Source organism: Rhizobium sp. LARHSG275 (genome assembly GCF_052871115.1).
Genome location: NZ_JBIXJN010000003.1, coordinates 154,419 through 171,016 on the forward strand (window position 1 = coordinate 154,419; position 16,598 = coordinate 171,016).

Here is a 16,598-nt window from a genome sequence, read left to right on the forward strand (position 1 = left end):
AGTTGATTCGGTTTTTCTCGTCGTTCCATTGAAACCGCGGCGTGTCATATCCAATAAAATTGTACGTACAAATTTGTAAAACATCAAGAGGCTATCGGGAAAACAAATTCGGTCTTCCGGTAGCCCTGGATGTAGAGCAGGGCGGTCAGGTCGCCGTGGTTGATTTGAATCCGCGCTTGAGCAGCGACGGTGGGCTTGGCGTGGAGGGCAACGCCGGAGCCGGCCAGCTGCAGCATGCCGAGATCGTTGGCGCCGTCGCCGACGGCGATCGCTTCTTCCGGCGAAATGCCGAGGCGGGCCGAAATCTCGTTCAGCGCATCGACTTTCGCCTGCTTGCCGAGGATCGGTTCGGCGACGAAGCCGGAGAGAATGCCGCCGTCTTCGAGCAGCGTGTTGGCGCGGTTCTCGTCGAAACCGAGGGTGGCGGCGATGCGGCTGGTGAAAACGGTGAAACCGCCGGAGACAAGCGCGGTGTAAAGGCCTTTCGACTTCATGGTGGCGATCAGTTCCGGGCCGCCCGGGGTGAGCGTGATGCGCTTGGCGATCACCTCGTCGACGACGGATATCGGCAAGCCCTTCAGCAGAGCGACACGCTCTCGCAGGGCAGGCTCGAAGGCGATCTCGCCGTTCATGGCGCGGGCGGTAATGATCGCGACCTTCTCCTTCAGACCGACTTCGGCGGCGAGTTCGTCGATGCATTCCTGGCCGATCATCGTCGAATCCATGTCGGCGATCAGCAGCTTCTTGCGGCGGGTCTCCTGCTCCTGGATGACGAGGTCGATGGGCGCGCTTGATATGACTGCAAGGATATTGGCCTCGGCCGCTTGCATGTCCGTGCCGTCACGCAGCGCGATATCGCAGGCGATGCCGTCGGCCAGCCAGTAGAGAGCGGAAGCGTTCACGGCCTTGGCCGCTTGCTCGGCGATTTCGGGTGTCAGCACGGGATTTGACGGATTGGCAACAAGCGTGGCAACGAGGGCCATGATGGAAAACCTTCTGAGCTCAGTGAACGCGATCCTGATAACCGGGCCGACCGCCAGCGGCAAGTCCGCGCTCGCCGTCGAATTGGCCAGGCGCCATGACGGCGCGGTTGTCAACGCCGACAGCATGCAGGTCTACGACACGCTGCAGGTGCTGACCGCGCGGCCGTCGGAGGAGGAGATGCAGGGTGTACCGCATCATCTCTACGGTCACGTGCCGGCGGGTGCGGCCTATTCCGCAGGCGCCTGGCTGCGCGATGTCGCAACACTGCTGCCGGTGCTGAGGACCGCGGGGCGGCTGCCGATCTTCGTCGGCGGCACCGGGCTTTATTTCAAGGCACTGACCGGCGGCCTCTCCGATATGCCCGAGATACCCGAAGCGCTGCGGGACGAACTCAGGACTCGGCTGTTGCAGGAGGGGCCGGACGGGCTGCATGCGGAGCTCGCGGAAGCCGATCCCGCTATGGCGGCAAGCCTCAACCGACAGGACGGGCAGCGCATCGTCCGGGCGCTCGAAGTGATGAAGGCGACAGGACGGTCGATCGCCGATTTCCAGGGGCGGTCGGGGCCGGAGGTCATCGACGCGGCTGAGGCCCGCAAGATCGTCGTGCTGCCGGACAGGGCAGTGCTGCATCAGCGCATCAACGAGCGTTTCGAGAAGATGCTGCAGCAAGGCGCAGAAGAAGAGGTGAGGGCGCTGCTCGCGCTCGGCCTGCCGGCCGAGGCGCCTGTGATGAAAGCAATCGGCGTGTCGCAGATTGCGGCGATGGTCAGGGGCGAGATGACGCGCGAGGAGGTGCGGGAGAAGGGGGCTGCGGCGACGCGGCAATATGCCAAGCGGCAGATGACATGGTTTCGCAACCAAATGGACGATAGCTGGGAGCGGCTGACAGTTTAGGTTTCAGTTTGTTGCGGGCCTCCTGCTTGAGACATCTGCTGGCTCAGCAGATTGACGAGTCCGCCAATCGCCGCCTGCAGCTGTTCCGGCAGAAATCCGCCGAAGCCCAGCATCAGGCCGGGGCGCGCCGGCCGCGTGGCATACATCGGGGAGATCGCACGCACGGCGAGGCCGGAAGACAGGGCGCGGGCTGCGAGTTGCACGTCGTCGACCTCCTCGGGTAGCCACAGAAGAATATGCATGCCCTGGTCGCTCTCCTGGACGCGGCACCCCTCAGGCAAGGCCCGATCGAGCGCCGAGAGCAGAACAGCGCGGCGTTCGGCATAGAGGCCGCGGATGCGCCGGATATGCGCTTCGAAATAGCCTTCCCGCATATAGGCCGCCAGAACGTGCTGTTCGCCGGTCGGCGAATGCCGGTCGAGAATGGCGCGGGCGCCGGCAAAGGCTTCTGCGAGCGGAGAAGGGGCGATGACGTAGCCGAGGCGCAGGGAAGGAAAGAGCACCTTGCTGAAGGTGCCGAGATAGATGACGCGTGACGGACGCAATCCCTGCATCGAGGGAAATGGGTGTCCGGCATAACGCAGCTCACTGTCGTAGTCGTCCTCGACGATCCAGGCGCGATTTTGATCAGCCCAGGCGATCAAGGCATTGCGCCGCGCCATGCTGAGCGGCATCCCGATCGGATATTGGTGCGAAGGGGTAACGAATGCGGCGCGGGCCTGCGGACATAGCTCGAGGCCGCGTTCCACGTTCATTCCCTGTGCATCGACCGGCAGGCGGTGCATGCGTACGCCGAGATCGTCGAGCACTGCCGTCAAGCCGGGATAGGCCGGGTCCTCGGCCCATACCGGATCGTCACGGGAGAGAAGGACCCGGCCCGCCATATAGAGGCCTTGTTGGGTGCCTGATGTGACGATGACCTGTTCCGGCTCGCAATGAACGGCCCGCGCGCGCCGGACGTGGTCGGCAATGGCAAGCCTGAGTTCGAGCAAGCCCATAGGATCGTGATAACCCGAGGGTGCGGCCTGTCGCGACGCGCGCACGCGGTTGCCGAGACGGCGCCAGTTGTCGTCGGGCGCAATACCGCAAGCCGGGACGGCGATGGCAAAGGGAACGGGCGGGTGCGGGGTGAGCGCACGGGCGATGGCGATCAGTCGGGCAGCCTGGGAAGGCAAGTCGACAGCATCCGCGATTGATGGCGCTGCCGGCGCGGGCGGGAGCGTCGGCGTTGCGCCCATCAGATGAGCGGCAATACGAGTTCCGGATCCGACCCGCGCTTCGAGATAGCCTTCGGCAGTCAGCTGATCGAACACCTCGACGACAGTGCCGCGCGCGATCTTCAGCGAAGCCGCAAGACTCCGCGTCGAAGGAAGGCGTTCGCCTGGCCTCAGCTCACCGCAGGCGATTGCATTCCGCAAGGCCTGGGCAAGCTGACGGCTGACATTGGCCATTCGATCGATCGCGTTGAGCGATGGGATTTCGATGGTGCTGCGCCGTTTGGACATTTCATAATGGTCCATAAAAATTATTCAAAATGGAGCTTCATGGTGGACCAATTTTAAAAGAAAAGGAAGCGGATTGGCGACTTCCCGAGGGCGTATTATTCGTCTTCGGCGTGGTGCCGTGCGCGAGCGCAAACTTCTGGAAAAAACACAAATGCAGGATCTTCTCGTCGTCTACATTGCCTACGCAATCGCTGCAGGCAGTCCCGGACCAAGCAACATGGCCATCATGAATATGGCGATGCGGCAAGGGCGTCGACCCGCGCTCGCCCTTGCCGCCGGGGTTATAACGATGTCGACATGCTGGGGGCTGGTCGCGGTCACCGGCATCTCAACACTTCTGGTCCGCTATGCTCATGCCCTATTGCTTCTCAAGATCGGAGGCGGATTGTACCTTCTCTGGCTCGCCTGGAGGGCGGCCCGCTCGGCCGCCGTCCCTGATAGACCGGCAAGCGAGGTCGTTCGACCCGCCGCTCAACTCGGCACACTCTATCGTCGCGGCGTTCTGATGCATCTCGGCAATCCGAAGGCGGTTCTGGCCTGGGTGGCGATCATGTCGCTCGGCCTGAAGCCCGGCGCTTCGCCGGAGATGGCCGTCACGGCTTTCGGTGGGTGCGTGCTGCTCGGGATCTCGATATTTGCCGGCTATGCCGTGCTCTTCTCGACGGCGCCGATGGTGCGCGGCTACGCCCGTGCGCGGCGGTGGATCGAAGGCAGTCTCGCCGTCTTCTTCGCGGGCGCCGGATCGCGCCTGCTATTCTCACATTGACCAGATTTCAGGATCGCATCATGTCTGTCGCCTCTCCGTTTCATGGCCTTTCGGCTTTTCCGCCAACGCCCGCCGATAGGGATGGCCGGGTCGACACCGAAGCTCTCTGCCGACTGCTGGAACGACTGTGCGATACAGGCGTCGCTTCGATAGGCCTTCTCGGCAGCACCGGGATCTACGCCTTTCTCACATGCGAGGAGCGACGGCGTGCCGTCGAGGCCGCGGTCGAGTGCGTTCGCGGTCGTGTTCCCCTCGTCGTCGGTGTCGGTGCTTTGAGGACAGACCACGCCCGGAGCCTTGCGAGGGATGCCAAGGCCGCCGGTGCAGATGCGCTTCTGCTTGCGCCGGTGTCCTACACGCCGCTTACTCAGGACGAAGTCTACGAGCATTTCCTTGCGGTCACCGAGGTGGCGAAGCTGCCCCTTTGCATCTACAACAATCCCGGGACGACCCACTTCACCTTCAGCCGGGACCTTCTGCAGCGCCTGTCTGACATCGAAACGATCAGGGCGGTGAAGATGCCTCTGCCAGTTGACGGCGATTTCGCAGGCGAGCTGGCGGCATTGCGTGAGAAGACCAAGCTTGCGATCGGCTACAGCGGCGACTGGGGTGCTGCCGAAGCGCTGCTTTCAGGTGCCGACGCCTGGTACAGCGTCATCGGCGGCTTGCTTCCGCGCGTCGCCCTTGCCCTGACCAAGGCTGCAATTGCGGGCGAGGGCGGCGAAGCGCGTCGGCTCGATGGTCTTCTCGAGCCGCTCTGGCAAACGTTCAAGGCGTTCGGAAGCCTTCGTGTGGTCTACACGCTGGTCGACCTTCTTTCACTCGCCGGGGCAGAGCTCCCACGCCCTCTGTTGCCGCTCGGGCCGATGGACCGGCAACGGGTGCTCGAGGCCGTCGAGCCACTGATCGCCCTGGAGAGCGAGTTGAAGCCTCAATCCTTGTTGTAGAGACTGCTCAGCGGTTTTTTCAGAATGCTTTCGCGCAGCGATGTGCCGGGTTCCCGGCGGGAGACTGCGGGCTGATCCGCCGGCGGTGCCGGCCGGGCAAAGACCGGCTCATCGCGGCGCATCTCACGGCGGAGCGCGTCCAGCCTGGGATCGATCGCGGGTGACGTGGCGGGGTCCAGCCGCGGTGTTTGCGGCAGCAGTTCGCGGCGGTAGGATTCAAGCGGCGCGGGGGCGGGCGGCGCGGCGGACGAGACGGGCGGCGTGTATTGCTTCGCGTCGAGATCCTCGTCGGTTGGATCAGCCTCGTCGAAGTCTGCCGCGGACGCGGCATAGCTCTGCTGGAAATTCGAAATGTCGGGTCCGACGGTCACCGCCCGCATGCGGGTGACGATCTTGCGCAGATCGACCGTATCCGGATCTTCCTCGCTGTTCTTGCTGTTGGCGCTGCTCGCCTTCGGCAGGAGCTTTTCGTCGACGCGGGAAAAGCGCATGCGCATCGGCACGCTGATCGCCTCGCCGAAGGCGATCGCTTCGCCATTGCCGATCGAGGAGATGAAGCTCGTCGTCGAGATCGACGAATTCGGAATGGCCGAGCGGATGATTTCCTGGTCTCGGTCGTTGGCAAGGCGCATGGCAAAGAGTGTCGAACATTGCGACAAGATCGTCTGATCGAGCTCGCCGGGGCGCTGGGTGATGATGCCGAGCGAGACGCCGTATTTGCGGCCTTCCTTGGCGATGCGGGCGATCGCCTGGCGCGTCGGCACGAAGCCGAGGCTTGGATCGGAGGGGATATAGCGGTGCGCTTCCTCGCAGACGACGAGCATGTGGATCGCGCCGTCGCTCCACAGCGCCACCTCGAAGGCCATGCGGCAAAGCACCGAAGCGACCGAATTGACGACCTCGGAGGGAATGCCGGCGAGCTGGAAAGTGCAGATCGGCCGGTTCTCGCCGGGGATGCGGAAGATCTGCGCGATGGTTTCGGTGATCGTGTCGCTGATCGTGTTGTTGGAGAACATGAAGTGGTAGCGCGGATCGTTGATCGCAGCGATGAGACGCATCTTCAGCGACCGCAGGAAGGGCTTTTCCGAGCGGCCTTCCAGGCGGCCGATGCGCTCGTCGATCAGCGCCAGCAGATCGGCCATGCGGTAGGGAACCGGCGTGTCGGCAGTGATCGAGCTCTTTTCCGTCGTGCGGCGCACCAGCGAGTTGTCGCTGCCGCGGAAGGCGCGCTTGGCCTCCGGCATGATATCGCGCAGCATGTCGAGCTCTTCAGGCACCGGCGGGCGGCCGCGAAACACGACCTCGGCAAATTCCTCCAGCCGCATCAGCCAGAAGGGCAGGTCGAGCGTATCGGTATCGATGGTGACGGCGTGCTCGGGAAAGGCGGCGGCAAATTCGTTATGCGGATCGAGGATCAGGACGCGCAGCTTCGGATCCGCCGCGATCGCCTTGTGCAGGAGCAGCGACACGGCCGTCGATTTGCCGACGCCGGTGGAGCCGACGACGGCGAAATGCTTGGAGAGCATCGTGGGGATGTGGATCGCCGCATCGATGCTTTCGTCCTGCGTCAGCTTGCCAATGACGGCGGTCGTACCTTCGCCGGCATCGTAGATGCGCATCAGGTCGGCGGATCGGATGCGGTGGGCGATGGCGCCGAGATAAGGATAACGCGAGATGCCGGTCGAGAATTCCTCGCGCCCGTCCTCGTCGACACGGACTTCGCCGAGCAGCTCGGTTTCGATCTTGAAAATATTGTCTTCGCCTTCGCCCCAGGCATGGCTGCCGGTGTTCATCTGATAGACGAGTGCGACGACGCGGTTGCGGCCGACACTGATCGAAATAAGCCGCCCCACGGACCAGAGTTCGGTCAGATCGGTGCCGCCTTGTTCGGCGACGGCGGCAATCGTCGCCCGCGAACCGCTGCATGCGACGACGCGGCCGAGAAAGCGATTTCCCGGCGTATGGCCATCGCGGCGATCGTGCTCGCCTGCCTTGCCAGACATGCGCAAGTCGTTGTTGAGCAAAGGGCTACTCCCTGCGGTAGCGTAAAAGAATAAAGTCGATCCTTTAACAAATCCTTCATCCTATCGATTTTCGGGGATGCAGGCGGGGGGGCAGTTTTTTATTGCGGCATGCGTTGACGCTGCGAAATTTTCTGTCTATCACTTCCGACCATGAAAATCGCAACGGCTCTTATCGTGGTGGGAAAGCGCATGGGCAGGATGGTGTAACCATCCGGCGATAGCCACCCATGCGCTAGATGACAGGCTCCTCAGGGGCCTTTTTTTATGCCCGAAATTCGGGCTTCCGGCCACAAACGCAATCCCAGCATCAAACGGAACAGATAGATGAGCACGGACAATCAGGCGGCAGGCAATCGGATGACGGGGGCGGAGATCGTTCTCAAGGCGCTGAAGGACAACGGCGTCGAACATATTTTCGGCTATCCCGGCGGCGCGGTCCTGCCGATCTACGACGAGATCTTCCAACAGGAAGACGTCAAGCACATCCTCGTCCGACATGAGCAGGGCGCCGGCCATGCAGCCGAAGGCTACGCCCGCTCCACCGGCAAAGTCGGCGTCATGCTGGTCACCTCTGGCCCGGGCGCTACCAATGCGGTCACGCCGCTTCAGGACGCGCTGATGGATTCGATCCCGCTCGTCTGCCTGACCGGCCAGGTTCCGACCTCGCTGATCGGCTCCGACGCCTTCCAGGAGTGCGACACGGTCGGCATTACCCGCCCCTGCACCAAGCACAACTGGCTGGTCAAGGACGTCAACGAGCTCGCCGCCGTCATTCACGAGGCCTTCCGCATCGCCCAATCCGGCCGTCCGGGCCCTGTCGTCGTCGATATTCCGAAGGACGTGCAGTTTGCGACCGGCACCTACACGCCTCCCGCCGACTACACGATCCAGAAGAGCTACCAGCCGAAGATCCAGGGCGACCTCAACCAGATCCATGCGGCAATCGAGCTGATGGCGAATGCGCGCCGTCCCGTCATCTATTCCGGCGGCGGCGTCGTCAATTCCGGCCCCGAGGCTTCCAAGCTGCTGCGTGAGCTGGTCGAACTCACCGATTTCCCGATCACCTCGACGCTGATGGGCCTCGGCGCCTATCCCGCTTCGGGCAAGAACTGGCTGAAGATGCTCGGCATGCACGGCTCCTACGAGGCCAACATGGCGATGCACGATTGCGACGTCATGGTCTGCATCGGCGCGCGTTTCGACGACCGCATCACCGGCCGTCTCAATGCCTTTTCGCCGACCTCGAAGAAGATCCATATCGATATCGATCCATCCTCGATCAACAAGAACGTCCGCGTCGATATCGGCATCCGCGGCGATGTCGCCCATGTCCTCGAAGACATGGTCCGCCTGTGGCGGGCGCTGCCGAAGAAGCCGGAAAAGGGTCGCCTGGACGACTGGTGGACCGATATCGCCCGCTGGCGGGCACGCAACTCCTTCGCCTATACGAAGAGCAATGATGTCATCATGCCGCAATATGCGCTGGAGCGGCTCTTCGCCCACACCAAGGACCGCGATACCTACATCACCACCGAGGTCGGCCAGCACCAGATGTGGGCGGCACAGTTCTTCGGTTTCGAGCAGCCGAACCGCTGGATGACCTCGGGCGGCCTCGGCACGATGGGCTACGGCTTGCCGGCAGCACTCGGCGTGCAGATCGCCCATCCCGACAGCCTCGTCATCGACATTGCCGGCGATGCCTCGATCCAGATGTGCATCCAGGAAATGTCGGCGGCGATCCAGCACGATGCGCCGATCAAGATCTTCATTATGAACAACCAGTATATGGGCATGGTGCGCCAGTGGCAGCAGCTGCTGCACGGCAACCGCCTGTCAAACTCCTATACCGAGGCAATGCCCGATTTCGTCAAGCTGGCGGAGGCCTATGGCGCCGTCGGCCTGCGCTGCGAAAAGCCGGAACATCTCGACGACACCATTTTGGAGATGATTGAGGTCAGGAAGCCGGTCATTTTCGATTGCCGCGTCGCCAATCTCGCCAACTGCTTCCCGATGATCCCCTCGGGCAAGGCTCATAACGAAATGCTGTTGCCGGACGAAGCCACCGACGAAGCGGTCGCCAATGCGATCGATGCCAAGGGCCGCGCGCTCGTCTAAAAGGGAAGAGGAAACATCGCCATGAACGCACACCTACAGCCCACGGGCTCCGCCTATTTCATCTCGCCGGAAACGGCGGCCGTCGAAAGCCACACGCTTTCGGTTCTCGTCGACAACGAACCGGGCGTTCTTGCCCGGGTCATCGGCCTGTTCTCCGGCCGCGGCTACAATATCGAGAGCCTGACCGTCTCCGAGACCGAGCATCAGGCGCATCTTTCCCGCATCACCGTCGTCACACGCGGCACGCCGCAGGTGCTGGAGCAGATCAAGGCGCAGCTCGAGCGCATCGTGCCGGTGCATCGCGTCGTCGACCTGACGGTGCGTGCCCGCGAGCTCGGCCAGGACCGGCCGATCGAGCGCGAAGTCGCGCTGGTCAAGGTGATCGGCGAGGGCGAGATGCGTGCCGAGACGCTGCGCCTTGCCGATGCCTTCCATGCCAAGGTAGTGGATGCGACGGTCGGTCACTTCATTCTGGAGATCACCGGCAAATCGTCGAAGATCGATCAGTTCGTGGCGATCATGAAGCCGCTTGGCCTCATCGAGGTGTGCCGTACCGGGATTGCGGCGATGAACCGCGGCGTGCAGGGCATGTAAAGATTACAGCCCGGGCATGTAGAGATTACAGCCTGGGCATGTAAGATTACAGCCTGGGCATCTAAACTCTATGCTGATAATTGGGAAAGCCGCTGAAGGTCAGAGCATCTCCAGCGGTTTTTTCTTTGTGGGCGGTGGAAAGGCGGCGTCGAGGGCATCCCAGTCATCGTCGGTGATGTCGAGCGAAACGCAGTCGCGGTTTTCCGCTGCGCGTTCGGCATTTGCCGTCTTCGGAATGACGATGACGCCGTCGCGTTCCAGCAGGAAGGCGAGTGCCAACTGGGCGGGCGTTGCCTGATAGGCCTTGGCGATGTGGATCAGCTCGGGATGGTGCAGGATGCTTCCCTGGTCGATCGGCGAATAGGCCATGATGGGAATGCCGCGGCTCTGGCACCAGGGCAGCAAATCGAATTCGATGCCGCGGCGGGAAAGGTTATAGAGCACCTGGTTGGCGGCGACGTTGGCGCCATTGGGCACTCCAAGCAGTTCCTCCATGTCGTCGGTGTCGAAATTGGAGACGCCCCAGGCACCGATCTTGCCCGATGCCTTCAACGTTTCGAAGGCCGCGACGGTCTCTGTGAGCGGATAATTGCCGCGCCAGTGCAGCAGATAGAGATCGATGCGATCGGTGCCCAGCCGTTCGAGACTGCGCTCGCAGGCCTCGATCGTACCATGCAGGCTGGCATTCCAGGGATAGACCTTGCTGACGATGAAGACCTCGTCGCGCCGGCCCCTGATCGCCTGGCCGACGATCTCCTCGGCGCCACCGTCGCCGTACATTTCGGCGGTGTCGATCAGCGTCATGCCGAGATCGATGCCGGCCTTGAGGCTTTCGATCTCGGCCTTGGCATGGCCGGCATCCTCGCCCATGGCCCAGGTGCCCTGGCCGAGCGCCGGCACCTCGGTGCCGTTCGGGAATGTGATCGATGGAATCGGGTCGTCCTGCATGGTTTTCTGTCCCTTTGACAGGAGATTGGGCCGTGTCGCCATCTTTCAAGTAATCCTGTCACCATGACAATGATGTCATGGCATCGATGGTTTAGGACAGTTATGCTGACCTAAATAAACAGGCCGCAGGAAAGCTGGCTTCGGGAGGTCGCATGCCGCTGGATACATTTCTCGCCCTCGTTCTCTTCGCCTTCACGACCTCGATCACGCCGGGGCCGAACAATATGATGCTTTTCGCATCGGGCGTGAATTTCGGTTTCCGCAGGACGATCCCGCATATGTTCGGCATCGGCGTTGGGTTCTTCTCGCTGCTCATCGGCGTCGGCTTCGGGCTCGGCGCGTTGCTGCATACGGTGCCTATGGTCTATACGGCGCTGAAATTTGCGGGCGGTGCCTATCTCGTCTGGATTGCCTGGAAGATCGCCTCGTCGCGCTCGCTCAGCGAAAGCGGCACTGGCGTCGAGCCGATGTCGTTCGTCGCGGCGGCGGCCTTCCAGTGGGTCAATCCGAAAGCCTGGGTGATGGCGGTCACCGCGATGGCGACCTATACCAATCCGCAACTCTACCTCGCGAGCGTGCTGATCGTCGGTCTCGCTTTCGCGGCGGTCAATGTGCCCAGCGTTTCGACCTGGGCCGGCTTCGGCTCGGCGCTCAGGGAGTGGCTTTCGGATCCCGTGCGACTGAAATGGTTCAATATCAGCATGGCAGTGCTGTTGGTGCTGAGCCTCTGGCCGATGCTAAAATAGAGCGATCGACGGCTTTGTCAGCATCAGCCAGAGAATGCCGATGACGGCTGAGAAGGCCGGAAAGCCGAAAGCAAACCAGATGTGGTAGAGGCTGAAATAGGCTGGCGGCAGAGCTTTTCCCGCCGCTGCTGCGGCGCGGGCGAGGTCGCGCAGCCGGATCTGGATCCAGACGACGGGCAGCCAGAACAGGCCGGTCACGACATAAAGCAGCAGTGACAGCGCAAGCCAGCCCTCCGACAGCTCCCAGCCGATCGACCGGGCCAGCAGATAGCCGGTCACCGGCTGGAGAATGGCTGCGGTGGTGGTGAAGAGGGTGTCGGCGACCACCACCGTGGCCGCAACATGGGCGATCAGCTTGGGATCGTGTGTCCGGTGCGCCATCACCATGAAGAAGGCGATGCCGGCGCCGGTGCCGAAGAGCACGGTCGCGCCGACGACATGGGCAAGCAGCAGCCATTCCTCAAGCATCAGCGTTCATCCAGGGTGGCAAGTGCGATGAGTGCCAGCAGGATCGACGGCAGCACCTTGACCAGTGGACCGAGCGGATCGAGCCAGAGGGCGGGTTCGAGCAGGCTGGCGCCGGCGAGATAGGCGAACGACACGGCCAGCATGCCGAGAAGGGCGCGTTTTGCCAGCGGGCGAAGGAGGACGGCAGCGCCGAGAGCGATGTCGATTAGGCAGGTTGCAAGCGTCAGCGCTGTTGCTGCGGGCTCGGGCATGAACGGCAGGAAGTGAGCGGATGTCTTCTCCAGCGCCAGCAGCGGGATCAAACCTGAGAGCAGCCAGAAAACGGATAGGACGGATATGACGAGCGGCTTCAGAAGATAGAGCCTGGCAAACCAGAGATCCTGTACGCCGGACGGATTGGCCGCGAGCGTTGCTGCCGCGGGTGTCGTAGGAAGGCTGCTCCCTGTTTTCGAGCTCCGCACGCCTTCGGTCATGACAGTCACCGCCGTCGAGCGCAGCGGCGAACGCCAGCCAAGCAATCCTGATAGATCGGCAAGCCACGTCACCGGGCCGGCAAGCCAGCCGGGAAGAGCAAACACGCGGGCGGGCGGCAGGCCGAGCCACTGGCGGTGAAGGCGAACGAGATCGGCAAGCGTCAGAACTTCGTCGGCGGCAAGATCGACATCGCCGGAGATCCCGCCGGAGACCGCCCGCGACACGGCTTCCGCCACATCGGCCACAGAGAGTGTTTCGACCGGACTTTCGGTATGAACCAGTGGCAGCACCAGGGGAAAGGCGGCAAGCGCCCGCAGCAGCGCCGAACCGCCGTGGGCATTGCGGCCGAGAACGAGGGCAGGGCGCAGGATGAGGTGAGGCAGGCCGCTTGCCGCCAGCGCCTCGTCGGCTCGCCGCTTGGTGGCGAGGAGGGGAAGATCGCTCGCGGCTCCCGCCGTCCTTGCCGATATCTGCACGATCAACGGGCGCGATGAGCCTTTTGCGGCGGAATAGAGCGCCAGCATCGCCTCTGCCTGCGTGGCCGACAGATCATCCGACAGGCCGTCCTGCAGGGCGCCGGCGCAATTGACGACGACATGCTGGTCCTTAAGGATCTCGTCCCAATCCGTCGCTTTCGTCATGCGCGAGAGATCTGCGCGTCGCCAGTCGATCGCTGGCTGTTTCAGGCGTGCACGCGTGGGATTGCGGCCGAGGCCAGTCACGGCGTGGCCGTCGGCAACGAGCCGGGCCGCGACGACGGAGCCTATGAAGCCGGTTGCGCCGAGAATCAGAATGTTCATGGCAGGAGATTAGCGGAAAAGCGTGAGTGGCATAGGAGGGCTTGGCGGGCGTGTGGTGTGTGATAGAACTAGCAGAGAGGACGTTTTTAGGGATGCGACACGCTGCCACGATTCCGCTTCTCCCCAGCGGGGAGAAGATGCCGGCAGGCAGATGAGGGGGGTGAGCGGCGAAGCCGTGAATGCGCTAAGCGCAAGCGAAGTGCAACAATGGCGGGTCTGCCGTGCAGCCCCCTCATCCGACCCTTCGGGCCACCGACCGGGGTCGAGCCACGGGTCTCGACCCGTCCTTCGGACCCCCGCTGGGGAGAAGAGGGAGCAAGCCGCCGATGCGGAAGTTGCCTATCTGCCGTTTGAGGAGGATTATGCTTTGCACAACGATCACGACGACCACAATCACGCCCACGGGCACGATCACGACAATCACTATTCCGACATGCAGGCGCGCGTGAAGGCGCTGGAAACGCTGCTGACGGAGAAGGGGCTGATCGATCCGGCGGCAATCGATGCGATCGTCGAGACCTACGAGACAAAGGTGGGACCGAGAAACGGCGCCCATGTCGTCGCCAGGGCCTGGAGCGATGCCGATTTCGCCGACTGGCTGAAGCGCGATGCGACGGCGGCCATCGCCAGCCTTGGTTATACCGGCCGACAGGGCGAGCATATGCGCGCCGTCTTCAACACGGCCGAGACCCATAATCTCGTCGTCTGCACGCTCTGCTCCTGTTATCCCTGGTCGGTGCTTGGCCTGCCGCCGGTCTGGTACAAGGCGCCGGCCTATCGCTCGCGCGCCGTCATCGATCCGCGTGGCGTGCTGGCCGAATTTGGGCTGACGCTGCCGGAGGACAAGAAGATCCGCGTGTGGGATTCGACGGCGGAGCTGCGTTACCTCGTCATTCCCGAACGGCCCGAAGGGACCGACGGAATGGACGAGCAGACGCTTGCGGATCTGGTGAGCCGCGATGCGATGATCGGCGCGGCCGTGGTCCGCCAGCCGGAGAGCGCCACATGAACGGACCGCACGATCTCGGCGGGCAGATGAGCTTTGGTCCCGTCGCGCCCGAACAGGACGAGCCCTATTTCCATGCCGAATGGGAAAAGCGGGCGCTCGGCATCACGCTTTCCTGCGGCGCGTTCGGCGCATGGACGATCGATGAAAGCCGGCATGCGCGGGAGAATATTCCGCCGGCTGATTATCTCGCTGCCAGCTACTACGAGATCTGGATCCGCGGCATCGACAAGTTGCTCGAACGGCACGGCTTTGCGACGCGCGCGGAATTGCTGTCCGGCCATGCGCAGCAGGCGGGGGCGGTTCCAAAACGCGTGCTGAAGGCGGACATGGTGCCCGGCGTTCTGGCAAAAGGCGGCCCTTGCGATCGTCCTGTCGAGACCGCGCCGCTCTTCGTGGTCGGCGAGACGGTGAAGACCAAGAATTTCAATCCGGTCACACATACGCGCCTGCCGCGTTATGCACGCGCCAGGACCGGAATGGTCGAGGCGGTGCAAGGCTCTTTCGTCTTTCCCGACGATAATGCCCATGGCAAAGGCGAGAACCCGCAATGGCTTTACACGGTGGTCTTCAGCGGCGGCGAGCTCTGGGGCGAGGGTGCCGATCCATCACTGACGGTATCGATCGATGCCTGGGAGAGCTATCTTGAGCCGGCATGAGATATCGCAGCTCTCGCAATCACCCGGGCTGCCGAGGTCGCCGGAGGGCGAGCCGGTTTTTCCCGAGCCATGGGCTGCCGAAGCTTTTGCCATGACCGTGCACCTGCATGCAAACGGCCTGTTCAGCTGGAGCGAATGGGCTGAGGTGCTTTCCGCGCAATTGCACAAGCCTGGCCGGGCCGAAGATGGCAGCGACTATTTTGATTGCTGGGTGGCGGCACTCTCCAAACTCATCGTCGACAACGGCATCGCCGATACGGAAACGATCCTGGCCCTGCAGCAGAGCTGGCAGCGGGCGGCAGAAGCGACGCCGCACGGCCGGCCGATCGAGCTCAGCAACGATCCCTCGCGCTGATCCTCACGACGGGAATTGTCGGTAGCACTCCTCAGCTACCTCCCGCAGCGTCTCGCGGGAGATTTCGCCGGTGACGGCGTAGCCGAGTTCGCCGTCGATCCAGTAGAAGGTCTCGAGATTGTCGGATGAGGCGAAGCGGAAACTGGTCGTGCGATTTTCCGTGTTGCGGCCGACCAGGACGGTCAGTCGCTCGCCGGCTTGGTTTTCATACATGAACATGGCGCCCGGCCTGCCATCGACCGGCAACAAGCGGCCGCCGACCAGCTTGAAGCCGAGCGACTGCAAATTCGGGATCTTGAGATTCTCTATCGCCAGGCGTTTGCCGAGCCAAGTGGCGAGATGGGCCTCCTCGTTGGCGAAGACTTCGACGGGGTGGCGAACCTCGGTGGCATAGACCATGAAGGCGGTCTCAGCCTGTTTCGGCAGGGTTTCGGAGGCGGCAAGCTGCAACTCCGGTTTTTCCAGAAGGGCCGGACCATAATGACCGCTGACGGCGCCGAGCGCGAAGACGAGGAGGGCGGCTGCGGCGATCGCCGCGCGTTTCCGCCCGGAAGAGATGCCACGCGGCGGCGAAACCAAGAGAGCGTCGGTTTCCTTTGTTTTTTCATAACCTGCAAATAGCGATCGGATGCCTGTATTCTGCGCCTGCCATTCGGCGACCATCGCCGCCTCGTCGGGATTGTCGGCCAGGAAGGCCTCGATGCGGGCGCGCGCCGTTTCCGGCAACTGGCCGTCGGCATAGGCGTGAAGGTCGGCTTCGGTGACGCTCGGATTGGTCTCGTTCATTTCGGTCTCCGAAGCGTAATGATGTTGTCGGCCTTCAATCGCTCGGCGACGCGCCGGCGGGCGCGCGACAGGCGGGACATGACGGTGCCGATGGGGATATCGAGCGCGTCTGCGACCTCGCCATACGTGTATCCCTCAATAACGACAAGCATCAGCACGGCGCGGTGTTCCTCCGAAAGGCTGTTCAGCGCATCGTCCAGCCGGGCGCGCTCCTGCGGATCGGCCGACACTTCAGGCGCGGCCAACTCAACTGCGGCGTCGAGTTCGACGAGGCTGTCGCGCGCCTTGCCGCGCCGGCCGTTGCGATAGAGATTGGTCATGATGGTCAGGACCCAGCCGCGCAGGTTGAGGCCGCGCCACTGGCCGCGGCGCGTGAGAACCTTCTCGACGCAATCCTGGAGCAGATCCTCGCCATCGGCATCCGAGCGCGTCAGGCTGCGCGAATAGCGCCTGAGCGAGGGCAGAAGGGCCAGGATCTGGCCCTCGAAGGTTTCGGGTACGGGTGTTTTCACGCCGGCAACTCGCTT

Annotated in this window: 17 protein-coding genes; 9 read left to right on the forward strand and 8 right to left on the reverse strand. The window is 62.9% G+C overall.

From position 1 onward, the window contains the following. Window positions 1-83: 83 nt before the first annotated feature. Complete coding sequence (serB, locus tag ACIPSK_RS04570) at window positions 84-983, reverse strand: phosphoserine phosphatase SerB (protein WP_162116002.1); 900 nt, start codon at window positions 981-983, stop codon at window positions 84-86. Between serB and miaA the strand changes: the two genes are divergently transcribed. Continuing rightward, window positions 982-1,878, forward strand: coding sequence for a tRNA (adenosine(37)-N6)-dimethylallyltransferase MiaA (gene miaA / locus ACIPSK_RS04575; RefSeq protein ID WP_162116003.1), 897 nt, complete (start codon window positions 982-984; stop codon window positions 1,876-1,878). The two genes, serB and miaA, sit on opposite strands and share 2 nt — an antisense overlap. On the opposite strand, the gene pdxR is transcribed toward miaA, so the two are convergent. Next, complete coding sequence (gene pdxR / locus ACIPSK_RS04580; protein WP_210254161.1) at window positions 1,875-3,383, reverse strand: MocR-like pyridoxine biosynthesis transcription factor PdxR; 1,509 nt, start codon at window positions 3,381-3,383, stop codon at window positions 1,875-1,877. The genes miaA and pdxR overlap by 4 nt on opposite strands. 151 nt (window positions 3,384-3,534) lie before the next feature. On the opposite strand from pdxR, the gene ACIPSK_RS04585 reads away from it, so the two are divergent. Both ACIPSK_RS04585 and ACIPSK_RS04590 read left to right on the forward strand, forming a co-directional pair. Beyond that, on the forward strand, window positions 3,535-4,149 hold the full coding sequence (locus tag ACIPSK_RS04585) for a LysE family translocator (RefSeq protein WP_162116005.1): 615 nt from the start codon (window positions 3,535-3,537) through the stop codon (window positions 4,147-4,149). 20 nt (window positions 4,150-4,169) lie between these two features. Further along, a complete protein-coding gene (locus tag ACIPSK_RS04590; protein ID WP_162116006.1) occupies window positions 4,170-5,096 on the forward strand; it encodes a dihydrodipicolinate synthase family protein in 927 nt (308 codons plus the stop codon). Here the strand turns inward: ACIPSK_RS04590 and ACIPSK_RS04595 are convergent. Next, window positions 5,081-7,120: an ATP-binding protein gene (locus ACIPSK_RS04595; protein ID WP_026154228.1), complete on the reverse strand. Its 2,040-nt coding sequence runs from the start codon at window positions 7,118-7,120 to the stop codon at window positions 5,081-5,083. The genes ACIPSK_RS04590 and ACIPSK_RS04595 overlap by 16 nt on opposite strands. Before the next feature lie 324 nt (window positions 7,121-7,444). Here ACIPSK_RS04595 and ACIPSK_RS04600 point away from each other — a divergent pair, with 324 nt between their 5' ends. Next, complete coding sequence (locus ACIPSK_RS04600) at window positions 7,445-9,235, forward strand: acetolactate synthase 3 large subunit (protein ID WP_162116007.1); 1,791 nt, start codon at window positions 7,445-7,447, stop codon at window positions 9,233-9,235. A 21-nt stretch (window positions 9,236-9,256) separates the two neighbouring features. Beyond that, entirely contained in the window at window positions 9,257-9,829 is a 573-nt protein-coding gene (gene ilvN / locus ACIPSK_RS04605; protein ID WP_003560902.1) for an acetolactate synthase small subunit, read from the forward strand. Window positions 9,830-9,928: 99 nt separating this feature from the next. Here ilvN and ACIPSK_RS04610 read toward each other — a convergent pair whose 3' ends face one another. After that, the gene (locus ACIPSK_RS04610; protein ID WP_162116008.1) at window positions 9,929-10,777 is read right to left on the reverse strand and encodes an aldo/keto reductase; all 849 of its coding nucleotides are present in this window, start codon (window positions 10,775-10,777) and stop codon (window positions 9,929-9,931) included. Window positions 10,778-10,929: 152 nt separating this feature from the next. On the opposite strand from ACIPSK_RS04610, the gene ACIPSK_RS04615 reads away from it, so the two are divergent. Beyond that, window positions 10,930-11,523, forward strand: coding sequence for a LysE family translocator (locus ACIPSK_RS04615; protein ID WP_162116009.1), 594 nt, complete (start codon window positions 10,930-10,932; stop codon window positions 11,521-11,523). On the opposite strand, the gene ACIPSK_RS04620 is transcribed toward ACIPSK_RS04615, so the two are convergent. Together ACIPSK_RS04620 and ACIPSK_RS04625 are read right to left on the reverse strand one after the other, a co-directional pair. Then, entirely contained in the window at window positions 11,515-11,991 is a 477-nt protein-coding gene (locus tag ACIPSK_RS04620) for a DUF2269 family protein (RefSeq protein WP_162116010.1), read from the reverse strand. The genes ACIPSK_RS04615 and ACIPSK_RS04620 overlap by 9 nt on opposite strands. Further along, on the reverse strand, window positions 11,991-13,265 hold the full coding sequence (locus ACIPSK_RS04625; protein WP_446532631.1) for an SDR family oxidoreductase: 1,275 nt from the start codon (window positions 13,263-13,265) through the stop codon (window positions 11,991-11,993). Before ACIPSK_RS04625 ends, ACIPSK_RS04620 begins: the two co-directional genes overlap by 1 nt. Window positions 13,266-13,632: 367 nt before the next feature. Here ACIPSK_RS04625 and nthA point away from each other — a divergent pair, with 367 nt between their 5' ends. From nthA to ACIPSK_RS04640, 3 genes are read left to right on the forward strand one after another with little or no spacing between them, the layout of a single operon-like run. Next, a complete protein-coding gene (gene nthA, locus ACIPSK_RS04630) occupies window positions 13,633-14,274 on the forward strand; it encodes a nitrile hydratase subunit alpha (RefSeq protein ID WP_162116012.1) in 642 nt (213 codons plus the stop codon). After that, window positions 14,271-14,930 carry a nitrile hydratase subunit beta gene (gene nthB / locus ACIPSK_RS04635; protein ID WP_162116013.1) on the forward strand — a complete coding sequence of 220 codons (660 nt, stop codon included), beginning with the start codon at window positions 14,271-14,273 and terminating at the stop codon, window positions 14,928-14,930. Before nthA ends, nthB begins: the two co-directional genes overlap by 4 nt. Next, a complete protein-coding gene (locus tag ACIPSK_RS04640) occupies window positions 14,917-15,285 on the forward strand; it encodes a nitrile hydratase accessory protein (RefSeq protein ID WP_162116014.1) in 369 nt (122 codons plus the stop codon). Before nthB ends, ACIPSK_RS04640 begins: the two co-directional genes overlap by 14 nt. A gap of 3 nt (window positions 15,286-15,288) precedes the next feature. On the opposite strand, the gene ACIPSK_RS04645 is transcribed toward ACIPSK_RS04640, so the two are convergent. Together ACIPSK_RS04645 and ACIPSK_RS04650 are read right to left on the reverse strand one after the other, a co-directional pair. After that, on the reverse strand, window positions 15,289-16,071 hold the full coding sequence (locus tag ACIPSK_RS04645; protein ID WP_162116015.1) for an anti-sigma factor family protein: 783 nt from the start codon (window positions 16,069-16,071) through the stop codon (window positions 15,289-15,291). Further along, on the reverse strand, window positions 16,068-16,583 hold the full coding sequence (locus ACIPSK_RS04650; protein ID WP_162116016.1) for a sigma-70 family RNA polymerase sigma factor: 516 nt from the start codon (window positions 16,581-16,583) through the stop codon (window positions 16,068-16,070). The genes ACIPSK_RS04645 and ACIPSK_RS04650 overlap by 4 nt, the downstream gene beginning before the upstream one ends. Window positions 16,584-16,598 lie beyond the last annotated feature (15 nt).

Bases quoted from the DNA above. Each gene is read 5' to 3' on its own strand.
- miaA (WP_162116003.1), top strand. From the start codon at position 982: ATGATGGAAAACCTTCTGAGCTCAGTGAACGCGATCCTGATAACCGGG.
- serB (WP_162116002.1), bottom strand. From the start codon at position 983: ATGGCCCTCGTTGCCACGCTTGTTGCCAATCCGTCAAATCCCGTGCTG.
- pdxR (WP_210254161.1), bottom strand. From the start codon at position 3,383: ATGTCCAAACGGCGCAGCACCATCGAAATCCCATCGCTCAACGCGATC.
- ACIPSK_RS04585 (WP_162116005.1), top strand. From the start codon at position 3,535: ATGCAGGATCTTCTCGTCGTCTACATTGCCTACGCAATCGCTGCAGGC.
- ACIPSK_RS04590 (WP_162116006.1), top strand. From the start codon at position 4,170: ATGTCTGTCGCCTCTCCGTTTCATGGCCTTTCGGCTTTTCCGCCAACG.
- ACIPSK_RS04600 (WP_162116007.1), top strand. From the start codon at position 7,445: ATGAGCACGGACAATCAGGCGGCAGGCAATCGGATGACGGGGGCGGAG.
- ilvN (WP_003560902.1), top strand. From the start codon at position 9,257: ATGAACGCACACCTACAGCCCACGGGCTCCGCCTATTTCATCTCGCCG.
- ACIPSK_RS04610 (WP_162116008.1), bottom strand. From the start codon at position 10,777: ATGCAGGACGACCCGATTCCATCGATCACATTCCCGAACGGCACCGAG.
- ACIPSK_RS04615 (WP_162116009.1), top strand. From the start codon at position 10,930: ATGCCGCTGGATACATTTCTCGCCCTCGTTCTCTTCGCCTTCACGACC.
- ACIPSK_RS04620 (WP_162116010.1), bottom strand. From the start codon at position 11,991: ATGCTTGAGGAATGGCTGCTGCTTGCCCATGTCGTCGGCGCGACCGTG.
- ACIPSK_RS04625 (WP_446532631.1), bottom strand. From the start codon at position 13,265: ATGAACATTCTGATTCTCGGCGCAACCGGCTTCATAGGCTCCGTCGTC.
- nthB (WP_162116013.1), top strand. From the start codon at position 14,271: ATGAACGGACCGCACGATCTCGGCGGGCAGATGAGCTTTGGTCCCGTC.
- ACIPSK_RS04645 (WP_162116015.1), bottom strand. From the start codon at position 16,071: ATGAACGAGACCAATCCGAGCGTCACCGAAGCCGACCTTCACGCCTAT.